13 protein-coding genes are annotated in these 15,733 nt (G+C 34.9%); 3 read left to right on the top strand and 10 right to left on the bottom strand.

Annotated features, from left to right (window positions below):
* Positions 1–27: 27 nt before the first annotated feature.
* Together ACNQGG_RS12255 and thrA are read right to left on the bottom strand one after the other, a co-directional pair.
* Complete coding sequence (locus ACNQGG_RS12255; protein ID WP_416858218.1) at positions 28–951, bottom strand: homoserine kinase; 924 nt, start codon at positions 949–951, stop codon at positions 28–30.
* A gap of 86 nt (positions 952–1,037) precedes the next feature.
* The gene (gene thrA / locus ACNQGG_RS12250) at positions 1,038–3,485 is read right to left on the bottom strand and encodes a bifunctional aspartate kinase/homoserine dehydrogenase I (RefSeq protein WP_417964360.1); all 2,448 of its coding nucleotides are present in this window, start codon (positions 3,483–3,485) and stop codon (positions 1,038–1,040) included.
* Between the two features lie 653 nt (positions 3,486–4,138).
* On the opposite strand from thrA, the gene hutH reads away from it, so the two are divergent.
* From hutH to ACNQGG_RS12235, 3 genes are read left to right on the top strand one after another with little or no spacing between them, the layout of a single operon-like run.
* On the top strand, positions 4,139–5,653 hold the full coding sequence (gene hutH, locus ACNQGG_RS12245; protein WP_417964358.1) for a histidine ammonia-lyase: 1,515 nt from the start codon (positions 4,139–4,141) through the stop codon (positions 5,651–5,653).
* A gap of 49 nt (positions 5,654–5,702) precedes the next feature.
* Positions 5,703–6,347 (top strand): DUF47 domain-containing protein, encoded by a 645-nt coding sequence (locus ACNQGG_RS12240; RefSeq protein ID WP_416858215.1) that lies wholly within the window; start codon positions 5,703–5,705, stop codon positions 6,345–6,347.
* A 31-nt stretch (positions 6,348–6,378) separates the two neighbouring features.
* The gene (locus tag ACNQGG_RS12235) at positions 6,379–7,719 is read left to right on the top strand and encodes an inorganic phosphate transporter (RefSeq protein ID WP_417964356.1); all 1,341 of its coding nucleotides are present in this window, start codon (positions 6,379–6,381) and stop codon (positions 7,717–7,719) included.
* Positions 7,720–7,796: 77 nt separating this feature from the next.
* Here ACNQGG_RS12235 and ACNQGG_RS12230 read toward each other — a convergent pair whose 3' ends face one another.
* The 8 genes from ACNQGG_RS12230 to ACNQGG_RS12195 all read right to left on the bottom strand — a co-directional run bounded on the left by ACNQGG_RS12230 (position 7,797) and on the right by ACNQGG_RS12195 (position 15,667).
* Positions 7,797–8,078 carry a GNAT family N-acetyltransferase gene (locus ACNQGG_RS12230; protein ID WP_416858213.1) on the bottom strand — a complete coding sequence of 94 codons (282 nt, stop codon included), beginning with the start codon at positions 8,076–8,078 and terminating at the stop codon, positions 7,797–7,799.
* Positions 8,079–8,083: 5 nt separating this feature from the next.
* Entirely contained in the window at positions 8,084–8,476 is a 393-nt protein-coding gene (locus ACNQGG_RS12225; protein WP_417964354.1) for an OsmC family protein, read from the bottom strand.
* 11 nt (positions 8,477–8,487) lie between these two features.
* The gene (locus ACNQGG_RS12220; RefSeq protein WP_417964352.1) at positions 8,488–9,363 is read right to left on the bottom strand and encodes a pirin family protein; all 876 of its coding nucleotides are present in this window, start codon (positions 9,361–9,363) and stop codon (positions 8,488–8,490) included.
* Positions 9,364–9,396: 33 nt separating this feature from the next.
* Entirely contained in the window at positions 9,397–10,275 is an 879-nt protein-coding gene (locus ACNQGG_RS12215) for a pirin family protein (RefSeq protein WP_417964350.1), read from the bottom strand.
* An 88-nt stretch (positions 10,276–10,363) separates the two neighbouring features.
* A complete protein-coding gene (locus tag ACNQGG_RS12210) occupies positions 10,364–10,960 on the bottom strand; it encodes a Crp/Fnr family transcriptional regulator (RefSeq protein ID WP_417964416.1) in 597 nt (198 codons plus the stop codon).
* 54 nt (positions 10,961–11,014) lie between these two features.
* Complete coding sequence (locus tag ACNQGG_RS12205) at positions 11,015–11,530, bottom strand: DUF421 domain-containing protein (RefSeq protein ID WP_417964348.1); 516 nt, start codon at positions 11,528–11,530, stop codon at positions 11,015–11,017.
* An 83-nt stretch (positions 11,531–11,613) separates the two neighbouring features.
* Entirely contained in the window at positions 11,614–12,984 is a 1,371-nt protein-coding gene (rimK, locus tag ACNQGG_RS12200; protein WP_417964346.1) for a 30S ribosomal protein S6--L-glutamate ligase, read from the bottom strand.
* A 136-nt stretch (positions 12,985–13,120) separates the two neighbouring features.
* Entirely contained in the window at positions 13,121–15,667 is a 2,547-nt protein-coding gene (locus ACNQGG_RS12195; RefSeq protein WP_417964344.1) for an ATP-dependent Clp protease ATP-binding subunit, read from the bottom strand.
* Positions 15,668–15,733 lie beyond the last annotated feature (66 nt).

Genomic DNA, 15,733 nt, shown 5'->3' with positions numbered 1-15,733 from the left:
GCACGAAGCAATCTCCTTATTATTGTATTAACTTATTATTTTCATTCCTTCATCATTTACTTTAGAAACGTGAATTTCATACGGTAAATTCATGGCGTCGTAAACGGCACTCATGGCTTTGGCGATTTTATCAGCGGTTTCCTTTCCTTTGCTTAAAGCAAAAATAGAAGGACCTGAACCTGATATTCCTGAACCTAAAGCTCCGTTTTCGTATGCTGTTTTTTTGATTAAATCAAATCCCGGAATCAAGACACTTCGCAATGGTTCCACGATTTCATCATGTAATGAACGTCCGATTAAATCGTAATCTTTAGTGTACAATCCAGCTACTAATCCGCCCACATTTCCCCATTGTGTAATAGCACTTTTCAAGGAAACAGTTTGTTTCAATACCGAACGCGCATCCGATGTTTTTAACTCAATTTGAGGATGAACCACAGTGGCGTACAATTCGGAAGGGCTTTCTATTTTGATAATGTCCAGAGGATTCGAACTTCTCACCAACGTAAAGCCACCCAAAAGGGCAGGAGCAACGTTATCGGCATGAGCGTTTCCGCTGGCTAATTTTTCGCCTTGCATAGCGAATAAAACCAATTCTTTTCGGGTAAATGGACGTCCCAGTAATTCATTGATTCCAAAAACTGCACCAGCTGAACTGGCGGCACTGCTCCCAATTCCGCTTCCGGCTTTGATGTGTTTGTAGATTTCTATTTCAAATCCAAATTCCGTTTCAATGGCTTCCAACATCGCCAAAGCAGATACTCCAGCAACATTTTTTTCGGTTTCCAAAGGCAAGTCGGCACCTACAATTTTAGTGATACGAATCCCTTTTATGTCTGATTTTCGAATAATCATTTCGTCACCCGCAGTTTCTAAACAAAGACCAAGGACATCAAATCCGCAGGATAGATTGGCAATTGTGGCGGGGCAAAATATTTTTATTTCATTCATATCTTTTTATTTTTATTGTGGTACAGAAGCGATTTATCGCGTCTCTTTCTACATAAATTAGACGCAATAAATCGCATCTCTACCGACTATACGTTTCCAATTCTGATTACATCAGCAAATATTCCTGAAGCAGTAACTGCAGCTCCGGCACCAGCACCTTTTATCAATAAAGGTTGGTCTACGTAACGGTCCGTGAAAAACAATACAATATTGTCTTTTCCTTCAAGATTATAAAAAGGATGGTCTTTAGGAATGAATCGCAACCCAACATTGGCTTTTCCGTTTTCGAATTGTGCTACATATTTTAAACGAGATTCTTTGCTCAACGCTTCCTTATAAATAGTTTCAAAATGAGAAGCGTGTTTCAGTAAAGATTCAAAAAACGCTTCATTTGAAGTTGTTTCGAGACATTCAGCAGGCATAAAAGATTCGTTAGCAATCTCGTCAATTTCCATTTTATAACCACTTTCTCTAATCAAGATTAATATCTTTCTGGCAACGTCAATTCCGCTTAAATCAATCTTAGGATCTGGTTCTGTAAATCCTTGTACGCCAGCTTCTTTAACGACATCATGAAAAGTATTATTTTCATCAAAATTATTAAAGATAAAGTTCAAACTTCCGGATAAAACAGCTTGGATTTTATTCACTTTATCACCTGAGGCAATCAAGTTTTTTACGGTATCAATAATTGGTAATCCAGCTCCAACGTTAGTTTCAAATAGAAAAGGAGCGTTGAATTGTCTGGATAGTTTTTTTAGTTTTTTATAATTGTCATACTCAGAAGCACAGGCAATTTTATTACAAGTCACTACGGCAATATTGCGTTTTAAATATTGTTCGTATGTCTTAGATACGCTTTCATTTGCAGTAATGTCAACAAAAATACTGTTGCGTAAATTGAGTTCTTTTACATTCGAAATGAACTTCTCTTTGTCAGCAGGTTCTCCAGTTTCTAGTAGAAATTGCCATTCTTTTAAAGAGATTCCGTCTTCATCAAAATACATTTTTCTTGAATTTGACAAAGCGATAACACGTAAGTTTATTTTCAGATTGTCTTTTAAGAATTTCTTTTGCTGGTGAATTTGTTCGATGAATTTCTCACCTACATTTCCAACACCCATTACAAACAGGTTTAATTGTTTGGTGTTTTCTTCAAAAAAGGTTTCGTGCAACGTGTTCAATGCTTTCTTTACATCTCTTTCGTTGATAACCGCCGAGATATTTCTTTCGGAAGCACCTTGAGCAATCGCTCTGATGTTTACGTTATTTTTACCCAAAGTGCTAAACATTCTTCCGCTTAAACCTTGATGATTTTTCATATTTTCGCCAACCAAAGCAATGATGCAAAGGTTTTTTTCAACGATACAGGGATCAATTTTGTTTTGTAAAATCTCAATTTGAAAAGCTTTATTGATGGCTTCTTCAGCAATATCAGCATCCGAATTTAGAATTCCAATACAGATTGAATGCTCCGATGACGCTTGAGTAATAAAAATTACATTGATGCTTTCCTGTGATAATACTTCAAAAAGTCTTTTAGACGAACCTGTAACACCAATCATTCCGGGTCCTTCAAGTGTAATCAAAGTAATATTATCGATGTGGCTAATTCCTTTTACAGGATTAGTGTGAACCATTTCTTGATTTGAAATATAAGTTCCTTCGGCTTCTGGTTCAAAAGTATTTTTGATATGAATTGGAATATTCTTTCTCAATACTGGTTGAATTGTTGGCGGATATAAAACTTTGGCACCAAAATGCGATAACTCCATCGCTTCCTGATAAGAAATAAAGGCGATAGGTTGTGCTTGTTTTACAATTTTCGGATTGGCAGTAAACATTCCGTTTACATCAGTCCAAATTTCCAAGTCGGATGCATTCACTGCTCCAGCGATGATTGCAGCAGTATAATCGGAACCACCACGACCTAAAGTAGTGTTGATGCCATCAAGTGATGCGGCAATAAATCCGGGCATTACAACCACTTGATTCTCATTCGAGGCAAAGAAATCAGCAATTAGTTGATTTGAAACTTCAAAATTTACGATAGCTTTTCCGAAATGATTATCGGTTTTTATTAATTCGCGGCTGTCTTTATAACCGCTATTTTTTAGATTTTGTTTTAATGCTTCAGAAATGATGTAAGAAGACAATAATTCACCAAAACTTAAAATTGTATCGGAAGTTCTGGCGGATAATTCCCCCAAAAGAAAACAACCGTCCAGTAACGTTTCAAGATGATTTATAATTCTTTTTATATGACTTAACAGACTGCTTTGTTCGCTTACAGGAATAAATTCTTTTAAGGCATCTAAATGTTTTTTCTCTATTTCGGCAAGAATATCTTTGAAGCTTTCATCTCCGGCAGCTGCTTTTTGGGAAGCAAGCTGAAGCAGGTCAGTAACTTGGCTAAAAGCAGAAACTACTACTACTAATTTTTCTTCTTTTGCTTTATTGATGACGATATCCAGAACCAGTTTTATATTTTGTGCATTGGCAACCGAAGTTCCGCCAAATTTTAATACTTTCATTGTATATGTTTTATTTTAAAAATGCAATGTTTTTTATACATCCAAAATCTTTCTCCTTTCAGGAAAAAGTATAATAAATAGGATTATATGTAAAATGAATACCCCTAAGGGGTAGTTGTAGTTGTTGTAGCAGTAAATGTAACAGAAATTGCAACCCAGTTTTGAGTTGTTATCGAAGATTGATATGTTGATCTGTTGTTTACCATTTTGATTCCCCAAAAGTACAGTTTTTTATAAAAACCAAAACATTAAATTTAGTTTTTGCGAATATTTTAAAAATTCAATCACATTTGGATTAAAAATAAATATTTTTCAATAAATATCCTTTTCGTTGATGCGATTCTTATAATTGTAGAGATTTTATAACGCTGTTGATTTGTTGTGTCTTACTTTTGATTAAACTTAAATTCTAAATTTCATTCCTATTTGTATTAAATACACTCTGAATTTCTTTAATTTTAGGACAATAAATTAGTTCACAGTATAAATCCAGTCGGTATTCTAAACTAAGAATTTTAATAACCTTAAATACAGGGTAATTTGCATGAAATCTATTATTTGGTTTTTTTTGGATATGAATTTTAAATTATTATTAAAAAATGTTGCTTTTTAATATTGATTTATTCAATTTTGGGCACTTAAATACAATTGGAATGGAAAACACACATTATATAAGCACTGAAGTACTTTCATTAGAGGTTTTAAACGAGATTATCGCGCATCATAAAACGATAGCATTATCCGACGAAGCAAAAATAAATATCCAAAAATGCAGGGATTATTTGAATAAAAAAATGGCTACGCATTCAGCACCTATTTATGGAATTAATACTGGTTTTGGTTCGCTTTGTAATGTGAAAATTTCGAATGAAAACTTATCAAAATTGCAAGAAAATCTAGTGAAATCACATTCTTGCGGAACAGGTGAGGAAGTTCCGAATGAAGTTGTCAAATTGATGTTGTTACTCAAAATTCAATCGTTGAGCTATGGTCATTCCGGAATTCAATTGCAGACTGTAGACCGATTGATGGCATTTTACAATAATGATATTTTACCAGTAATTTATACACAAGGTTCACTTGGTGCTTCGGGTGATTTAGCTCCATTGGCGCATTTATCTTTACCATTATTAGGAGAAGGTGATGTATATTTTGAAGGTAAAAAAGTACATTCCAGTGAAGTTTTGAAGCGTTTTAATTGGGAACCAATTATTTTGCAATCCAAAGAAGGTTTGGCTTTATTAAATGGTACTCAATTCATGAGTGCTTATGGCGCACATATCTTGATGAAAGCGAATAAGTTTTCTTATTTAGCGGATTTGATAGGAACTATTTCTCTTGAAGGATTTGATGGCAGAATCGAACCTTTTAATGAATTGATTCATTTTATTCGTCCTCACAAAGGTCAAATTGTAACGGCGAATCGTATAAAAGGTTTTCTGGAAGGAAGTGAAATTATTGAGCAAGAAAAAACACATGTTCAAGATCCGTATTCTTTTAGATGCATGCCACAAGTTCACGGTGCTTCAAAAGATGCTTTTGATTATGTAAAAAAAGTGTTTAAAACAGAAATCAATTCGGTGACGGATAATCCTAATATATTTATTGAAAGTGACCAAATTATTTCCGGAGGTAATTTTCATGGACAACCATTAGCGTTAGCATTGGATTTCATGGCAATTGCTTTGGCAGAATTAGGAAGTATTTCGGAGCGCAGAACCTATCAATTGATTTCAGGTTTGCGAAATCTTCCTGCATTTCTAGTGGATAATCCAGGTTTGAACTCCGGTTTAATGATTCCACAATATACGGCTGCAAGTATTGCAAGCCAGAATAAACAACTGGCAACTCCCTCCAGTATCGATAGTATCGTGTCCAGCAACGGACAGGAAGATCATGTAAGTATGGGGGCAAACTGTGCTACAAAAGCGTTACGTGTTATGGATAATCTGGAGCGAATTTTAGCAATAGAATTGATGAATGCCTCACAAGCCATAGAATATAGAAGACCATTGCAATCCAGTGATTTTATCGAAATGTTTTTAAATGCGTATCGCGAGGAAGTTCCTTTGGTAAAAGAAGACCGAATTTTGCATTACGACATTGAAAAAACAGTTTCTTTTCTGAATAGTTTTCAAATAGAAGACGATTTGTTATTAACAAATTAACATTTACAGAGAATAATAAATTATTTTTGCAATTCTAAAACCTAATAAAATGTCAATAAATAGTATTTTCCAATTTTTAGTTCCAAAAGACAAAAAATTCTTTCCTCTTTTTGAAGAAGCATCCAGTAATTTAATTGAATTGGCTTCAAATTTACATGAAGCGGTAAATCTTCCATTGAAAGAAAGAGAAGTTCTTTTTCAAAAAATAGATACATTGGAACAAAAAGGAGAAGACATCACACGTCAAACAAATTTGGAATTGAGCAGAAACTTTATTACTCCTTTTGATAGAGAAGATATTCACTCCTTGATTACTTCAATAGATAATGTTGCTGATAATCTTCATGGTGCTGCCAGCAGAATGAGATTATATCAGGTTGATAAGATTACAAAATCGATCAGAAAATTGACAGAAATAAATCTTGAAGCATGTCAGAATATTGATGTAGCGGTAAAAGAATTGAGAAGTTTCAAAAAAATCAAGAATATTACTGATGCTTGTGCACGAATCAGCAAGTTGGAAAATAAATCGGATACTGTTTATAATAAAGCAGTTTTCGAAATATTTGAAAATGAAACCGACGTAAAAAACATTATCAAATACAAAGAGGTCTTATCTGTTTTAGAATCAGCAACGGATAAATGCAAGAGCGTGGCAAGTGTTTTAGAATCAATCGCTGTAAAACATTCTTAATTCAATCAGTTTTATTCTGAAATAATATTTTATGGAATTTACTTTACTAATAGTTATTATAGTTCTAGCTTTAATTTTTGATTATATTAATGGTTTTCACGATGCCGCCAACGCTATTGCTACAGTTGTGGCAACAAAAGTTTTATCACCTTTCCAAGCGGTAGTTTGGGCTGCCTTCTTTAATTTTTTGGCTTATTGGGTTTTTGGATTAGGTGTGGCAAATACAGTTGCCAAAACAGCCGAAACCAGTGAAATAAACTTAGTGGTAATTCTTGCAGGGGTTGTTGCAGCTATTGTTTGGAATTTAATCACATGGTGGCAAGGTATTCCTTCGAGTTCTTCGCATACATTAATAGGTGGTTTCGCAGGCGCAGCGCTTGCTCATGCCATTGCCGTACATGGTTTTTCTGACTATACAGTTGATGGTATAACACATCATTGGTATAATATAGTAAGTTGGTACAAAGCTGGGAAAGACGGCGGAATGCCATCTGGAGTTGTTGTTATCATTGCTTTTATAGTATTAGCCCCTTTATTAGGCGCTTTGATTTCTTATCTGATTTCGATTTGGCTTCTTAATGCTTCAAGAAAAAGTATATATCCAAAACTTTTTACAGTGTCATTAATGATTTTAACAATTTGGTTTGTTCAAGGCCAAATGGTGAATTTTGCTGATATTGAAAAACCGCGTTTCGATTCTCATTTTTGGAGTGTCGTTTTTGAATCTCACAATATAAAATGGTTTTTGGTTGCCTTTATTATCCTTACAGTGAGTTTGTTTTGCTTAATATTTAGCAGCCTGAATTTACATCAAGCTACAGCTTGGTTAAAAAAGATGCAATTATTATCCTCTGCAGCCTTTAGTTTGGGCCATGGTGGAAACGATTCGCAAAAAGTGATGGGTATTATTGCAGCTGCTGTTGCCGTTTATATTCATGCAAGTGGAGTTGACATTGTAAGTCTTCCAGATTGGTTGCAAGTAATACTTCCAAACGAAGATAAAAATATAAAAGGGGCAATGCCGGGTTGGATTCCTTTGGCATGCTATACTGCTATTGCCTTAGGTACTTTAAGTGGCGGTTGGAAAATTGTGAAAACAATGGGGTCAAAAATTACCAAAGTAACCTCTTTTGAAGGTGTTGCTGCCGAAACAGCAGGTGCATTGACTTTATATTTTACGGAGCATTTTAAAGTGCCGGTAAGTACTACACATACTATTACAGGATCTATAATTGGAGTTGGTTTAACGAAACGTGTTTCTGCGGTTCGTTGGGGGGTAACGGTAAGCTTGTTATGGGCTTGGGTATTGACCATTCCTATTTCGGCTTTTTTAGCGGCATTGGTTTATTATTTCCTAAGTTTGTTTTTATAATTCATTAATTTTAAGGTATATAAAAAAACCATTCGGGTTACGAATGGTTTTTTTATGCCTTTTCAATTTTCAATTTTTTAATATAAAAGATCCTGTATTTCTTCCGTTTTGTCAAATACGCTTTTTGCGAAAGGACATAAAGGCAAGATTTTAAGATTATTTGCCCTTGCGTACTTTACCGCTTCCATTACCAGTTTTTTGCCCACGCTTTGCCCTGCAAATCCAGAATTTACTTCGGTATGATTTATAATAAATTTATCAGTTCCAGCCCAAGTATAGGTCATTCTTCCTGCTTCTATTTCATTATCAGAAGCTCTAAAATAGCCTTTTTTAATTTCGTTTATTTGTTCAATTATCATAATTTTTAATTTAATTCAGTTGTGATTTCGATAGGATTCGTTACTATTTGGTGTATCGGACATCTATCGGCAATGTTTAATAATCGTGCTTTTTGTGCTTCGTCAATATTTCCAAATAATTGAATGTTGCGCATCATTTTCGATTTATTTTCCGTTGTATCTTTTTCAAAAGTCACTTCAACTTTTATATCTGCTAAATCCCATCCTTTTCGGTTCGCATACATGCGTAAAGTGATGCAGGTGCAAGCTGCCAATGCCGAAGCCAGTAATTCTTTTGGCGCAAAGCCTAAATCTTTTCCTCCTGCACTTTCAGGCTCATCTGAAATGATTTTATGATTAGCGGATTCAATTTCTGTTTTATAAAGTTCTTTACCAATGTGCGCTGCTATTTTAATCATACTTGCTATTTTTATTTTTGTTCTGGAAGTGGAACAAATTCGCTTTCGCCTGGAACTTTATCAAAAGTTTGTGCCAACCATTTTTCTTTTGCCTTTTCAATCAGTTCTTTGGTTGAAGCGACAAAATTCCAATAAATAATGCGTTCTTCGGGAAAAGGTTCTCCTCCAAAAATATAAATAGTTGTGTTTGCTGCCATGTCAAAGGCGCAAAGTTTACTGTCTTTGGCAATCAAAATTTGCTTTGGTCCGAAAGTATTACCTTCGCTTTCGATACTGCCTTCTAAAATGTATAAAGCGCTTTCGCCAAATAAATGGTCACCAATAGTCACCGTTTGACGCGTGGTACTTTTTAGTTCCAAAAGATAAAGCGGACTATAAACGGGAACAGGTGATTTTTTACCGAGTATTTCTCCAGCTATAAGTTTGAAAGCAATAGTATCAGCTTTCCATTCTGGAATTTCATTTTCAGGTACATGAAAAAAAGAAGGTTTCATTTCTTCCAATTCTTTGGGTAAAGCCACCCAAATTTGAAGGCCATGTAGCATTTTATTTGAACTACGCAAATACTGAGGTGTTCGCTCTGAATGGACAATCCCTTTTCCTGCAGTCATCCAATTGATTTGTCCGGGCTTGATTTCCATTTCAGTTCCCAAGCTGTCTTTGTGCATAATGCTCCCTTCAAACAAATAGGTCAAAGTAGAAAGCCCAATATGTGGATGTGGCGGAACATCTAAATTTTCGTAATCGCTCATGCAGGTTGGTCCCATATGATCGATGAATGCAAATGGTCCAACCATTCTTTTTTCTCGAAAGGGAAGCAATCGCCCAACCATAAATTCACCAATATTGCTCGGGCGTTCTTCAATTATCAGTTTTATATTTGACATATTTAGCTGTTTTAAAATATAAAAATAAAGAAATTATTCTTCCAAATAACCAAATTTTCCCATATTCACATCATCGAATGCTTGCATGATTTCGGCTTGAGTGTTCATTACAAATGGACCGTGCGCTGCAATCGGTTCATTGATTGGTTCACCACTTAAAATCAAAACTATTGCGTTTTCAGTAGCTTGAATGGTAAATTCTTCACCTTCGTTTTTAAACAATGTAAAATGGTTGGCTGGGACATTTTCGGTATCATTCACTTTTATACTTCCTTCAATTACTAATAAACCAGTATTGTAATTTGCAGGAAAATTGAAGGATGCTTTTGCTCCATTATTCAATTTGGCATTTAGTAAATTAACAGGAGTGAAAGTCGAAGCGGTACCTTTTACATTTTCGTATTGTCCCGCTATAACTTCAATTACCCCGCCATTATCAGGAAGTTCAAATTTGTTGATTTGGTCGTTGGTAATTCCTTGGTATTTTGGTGTTGACATTTTATCCTTTGCAGGAAGGTTGACCCAAAGTTGTACCATTTGAAAATCACCACCTTTTTTACTAAACTCTTCTTCGTGGTATTCCTTGTGCAAAATTCCCGAAGCTGCAGTCATCCATTGTACATCACCTTCGCCAATGATGCCGCTATTTCCTGAGCTGTCGTGATGTGCTACTTTTCCTTTATAGGCAATCGTAACGGTTTCAAAACCTCTATGCGGATGGACACTTACGCCTCTGGGTTGATCTGTGGGCGGGAAATAAAATTTAGAATTATAATCCATCATAATAAACGGACTCATTCTTTTCATGTCTAAATTATGACCACTCGGAATAAAATTGTGTACTCTAAATCCGTCGCCAACCATATGTGGTGGAGGTGGAGCCAATACTAATTCAATATTTTTAGTTTTCATTTCTATGTCTGATTTAAATTATAGTACAAATTTACTATAGATTAAAACCAGATGCATTGATATAGGATAAGAAATGAATTTGTATGAATTAATACGGTTTGAAATTTCTTTTGGCTAATTCCTTGCGAACCCTGCTTAATGTTTCTGGTGTAATACCTAAATAAGATGCAATCATCCATTGTGGAATACGTAAAGTAAGGCTCGGATAAATAGTTATGAAATCCAAATAACGTTGTTCTGCTGTAGCTCCCAGTAAGAGATTTATACGTTTTTGAAGTTGGCGAATGTGATTGTGTAAAGCAATATTGTCCTGTTGTCGAAAAGAAATACTAATTTCGGCTGCGGCATCGATGAAATTTTTATCAATTAAAACAATTTCCGTATCTTCAATGGCATCAATAAACAATTCAGAAGGTTCGTTGAAATAAGAACTGCTTCTGTCCGAAATAATCCAATTCTCCGGTGCAAATTGAATGATGTGTTCTTTTCCTGTTTCGTCAATAGTATAAGAACGCAATAAACCTTTAGAAACAAAAAAGGAATGATGACAAATAGCTCCCTGATGTAGTAGGACAGTTCCTTTTTCTACTTTTTTGGATTGTAATGTACCCGTAATCGAAAGAAATTGTTCGTCCGTCAGATTGGTTTTGGATTGAAAATATGTTTTGAATGAATCAAGCATAATTATTTCAGGATTGCAGAGATATTCGTGTAAAAATATTTTTGAGTTGGTTTGTATCTAGTTTATGCCAGCTAAGTTTTTATGAATACGTTTTCGTTTGTAATGGGTTTGTTTTAAATTTTCATTACCGGATATAATGCTTATGTTGCCATCAATCTCAAGCATAGCTAACTTTACATCTTTAAAAAATTCAATTCCATGCTCGCGCATCGCTTCTTTTAATTCGTCAGAAGAAATGTTTAATTTACTTAATGCTTTAAAGTCCAGATTTCCATCGTGAATTAAAATTTCCGGTTTTTCCTGCATAAAATCACTAAACTTGGGGTACCTGAACATCAATTTCTTCAAGATAAAATTAATAGTAAAAAGTACTGTTGCCGCAGCCATACCACCATAAAGTGACGTGTTATTCCCAACCATTGCGTTTTGAACAGAGTTGCTTATCAATAATATTAAAATGACATCGGCAGTATTTAGTTGGGATAATTCTTTTTTTCCAAAAAACCTCAAAGCAATAACCATGAAAAAATAAACGGCGGCACTGCGAATGATAATATCGAGATATGGATTCATTGTTTTTAGTTTTCGGTTTTTTGTTCTCAGTTTTCAGTTATATAGCAGACTGTAAACTGCGAATGCAACTGAACCTCTTAAAACTATTTCAGTTTAAAATTTTTCTCAATTGCTTTTATCATTTCCCCTGCAATATCTTTATTGGTTGCACCTTCGATTCCTTCTAATCCTGGAGATGAATTTACTTCTAATAATAAGGGGCCTTTTGATGAACGAATAATATCAACGCCGGCTACTTTCAAATCCATTGCTTTGGCAGCTTTTATCGCAATACGTTTTTCTTCAGCTGTCACTTTTATGACTGAAGCTGTTCCTCCAAGATGGATGTTAGCTCTGAATTCACCTGGCATTGCTTCCCGTTGAATAGCAGCGACTACTTTTCCGTCAATTACAAAACAACGAATGTCTTTACCGTTCGCTTCTTTGATAAATTCCTGAACTAATATATTGGCATTTAAGCTTTTGAAAGCGTTAATAACACTTTCAGCTGCTTTTTTAGTTTCGGCCAATACAACACCTTTCCCTTGTGTCCCTTCGAGTAATTTAACAATTAAGGGAGAGCCTCCTACCATTTTTATTAAATCATCCGTATCCAAAGGTGAATTTGCAAATCCTGTTGTAGGTATGTCAATTCCACTATGTAAGAGTAATTGTAAGGAATATAATTTATCTCGTGATTGGGTAATTGCATTAGAAGAATTTAAGCAAAACACATTTAAGGCTTCAAATTGTCTCGTTAATGCACAGCCATAAAAGGTAATGCTAGGCCTAATTCTAGGGATAATAGCATCAAATTGATTTAATATTTTCCCTCCACGGTAATGAATTTCAGGTGTTTTTGCATCCAGCTTCATGTAACATTCTTTAATGTTCAAAAAATGCATTTCGTGACCCCGCATTTCACCCGCTTCCATAATACGCTTGTTGCTGTATAATTCGGGGTTGCTGGCCAGAAGGCCAATGCGAAGGCCTGAGCTGGCTTTTTCGGAATTCTTATATAGTTCTTTCAAGCTATCTGAGGTAGGTTGCCCCAAAAGATATTTTTGTTCAGGGTCTACAAGAACCCTTCCGCTCATAGCCTCCCGACCTAAAAGCATTCTGAAACCCATAGAATCTCGATTGGTCAATGTCATTTCAATAGGCCACATCGAATCGCCAATTTTCAAGTTGGTTTGGATAACATACCGTTGTTCTCTAAATCCGCTGGAACTTTTTACAAAACGTTTATCCACTAAAGGTGCCTCGCAATGGATTACCGTTTTTAGATTATTTTGAATCGGATTGATATCAAACTTTACCCAGTTTGCTTCATTCTTGATAAAAGGGGCAATGTTTATAGCGTGTAAAGCGGATGTTTTTGCCCCTGAATCAACTCTTGCTTTGATTGTAGGAATTCCTAATTCAGGAAAAGAACACCATTCTTCACTACCCAGTATAACTTTATTTTGAGACATAAATTGATTTTATTTGACCTTTTTTTAAAAACCAAATGTAAATATTTGTTTTTAAAAAATGTTGAATTTGTATAAAGAATAAACCCGTTATGTTATAAAAACGTAACGGGTCTATTTCGTGTAATTTTAGAAGAATTTATGGATTCGTTGGTTCTCCAGCTTTATGAACTTGTACAGTTAGTTCTTGGGCTCCGTCTTCAATATCCATGAAAATTTCGTCTCCAGAAGCAATTTTTGAAGTGATAATTTCTTCAGCAAGTGCATCTTCAACATATTTCTGAATAGCTCTTTTCAATGGTCTTGCGCCAAATTGTCTGTCAAATCCTTTATCAGCGATAAAAGCTTTGGCTTTATCAGAAAGATTTAATTGATACCCTAATTCAGCAACACGAGCATATAATTTTTTCAATTCGATTTCGATAATCAAATCAATATCATGTTTTTCTAAAGCATTGAACACAATTACATCGTCAATCCTATTAAGAAATTCAGGTGCAAAAGTTTTTTTCAATGCATTTTCAATGATACTTTTCGAATTATCATCGGCTTGAGCTACTTTAGCGGCTGTACCAAAACCAACACCTTGACCAAAATCTTTTAATTGTCTGGCTCCTACATTTGAAGTCATAATAATTATAGTGTTTTTGAAGTCAATTTTTCGACCTAAACTATCCGTTAAATAACCATCGTCCAGCACTTGTAATAACATATTGAAAACATCAGGATGCGCTTTTTCGATCTCATCCAATAGTACAACACAATATGGTTTTCTTCGTACTTTTTCTGTTAATTGTCCACCTTCTTCATATCCTACATATCCCGGAGGCGCTCCAACTAAACGAGAGATTGCAAATTTCTCCATGTATTCACTCATGTCGATACGGATCAATGCATCTTCAGAATCGAATAATTCTTTTGCCAAAACTTTTGCTAATTGGGTTTTACCAACTCCAGTTTGTCCTAAGAAGATAAAAGAACCAATTGGTCGGTTTGGATCTTTTAATCCGGCACGATTTCTTTGGATAGAACGAGAAATTTTCATTACTGCTTCTCTTTGTCCAATAACCTTTCCTTCGATTAATTCTGGTAATTTGGCTAATTTATTACTTTCTGTTTGAGCAATACGATTTACCGGAATTCCAGTCATCATAGAAACTACATCGGCTACATTATCTTCGGTAACTTCAATTCGATTGTTTTTAGCATCTTCTTCCCATTGTTCCTGCGCTATTGCTAAATCTTTTTCAATCTTTTTTTCGTCATCACGAAGCTTGGCGGCCTCTTCGTATTTTTGTTTTTTAACAACAACATTTTTCAATTCTCGAACATCTTCTAATTGACGTTCCAAATCTAAAATCTCTTTTGGAACTTCAATGTTGGTAATGTGAACTCTTGAACCTGCTTCATCTAATGCATCAATAGCTTTGTCTGGTAAGAAACGTTCCGACATGTATCTGTCCGTTAATTTGACACAAGCTTCAATCGCTTCTTGAGAATAGGTAACGTTATGATGGTCTTCGTATTTGTTTTTGATATTATTCAAAATTGTAATGGTTTCAGCAACAGATGTTGGTTCTACAATTATTTTTTGAAAACGTCTTTCTAATGCACCATCTTTCTCAATATATTGACGGTATTCATCTAGTGTTGTAGCACCAATACATTGAATTTCGCCTCTTGCTAATGCAGGTTTGAACATGTTAGATGCATCTAGTGAACCTGTTGCGCCACCAGCTCCAACAATGGTATGAATTTCATCTATAAAAAGAATAATATCATCATTCTTTTCTAATTCGTTCATCACTGCTTTCATACGCTCTTCAAACTGTCCACGGTATTTTGTTCCAGCGACAAGGCTCGCTAAATCTAATGTTACAACGCGTTTGTTGAAAAGGATTCGTGACACTTTCTTTTGAATAATTCGCAAAGCTAATCCTTCAGCAATAGCTGATTTTCCCACTCCAGGTTCCCCTATAAGTAGTGGATTGTTCTTTTTACGACGGCTCAAAATTTGAGAAACACGTTCGATTTCTTTTTCGCGTCCTACAACAGGATCTAACTTTCCTTCTTCGGCCATTTCAGTTAAATCCCTTCCAAAATTATCTAAAACAGGTGTTTTGGATTTCTTATTTGATTTATTGGCAGGATTATTAAAAGTGCCTTCTTTAAGACTGTCATCTTGTCCTGAATCATCATTATACGATTCGTTTCTTGGCAAGTTTTCTAAAAATTCTTCTTCGCTTGGAGTCATATTTAAATATTGTTCTTTAGCTACGTCATAATCAATTTTAAGTTTATTGAGTAGCTTGGTTGTGGGATCGTTTTCATTTCTTAAAATACATAACAGTAAATGCGCTGTACTGATTGACGAACTATGAAATACTTTTGCTTCAAGAAAAGTGGTTTTCAACGCTCGTTCTGCCTGGCGTGTCAAGTGTAAGTTTTTCTTTTCAACATTAACGTCTACACTTGGACTTGCGGGGCTTAGGATTTCTACTTTCCGTCGTAAGTGGTCTAAGTCGACAGATAGGTTATTCAGTATTTGAATTGCTTTTCCATTTCCATCTCTTAAAATACCCAGCATCAAGTGTTCAGTTCCTATGAAGTCATGACCTAGTCGCAAAGCTTCTTCTTTGCTGTAGGTAATAACATCTTTTACTCTTGGTGAAAAATTATCATCCATAATATATAATTGATATCGTAAATTTAGTGAATTAGTAATTGAAAAACAAAAATCATTCCCTTAACT

This window comes from Flavobacterium esculini (genome assembly GCF_048284325.1).
Lineage (GTDB): Bacteria > Bacteroidota > Bacteroidia > Flavobacteriales > Flavobacteriaceae > Flavobacterium.
Note: the sequence above shows the minus strand (reverse complement) of the source record. Positions and strands in the feature narration are given on the sequence as shown.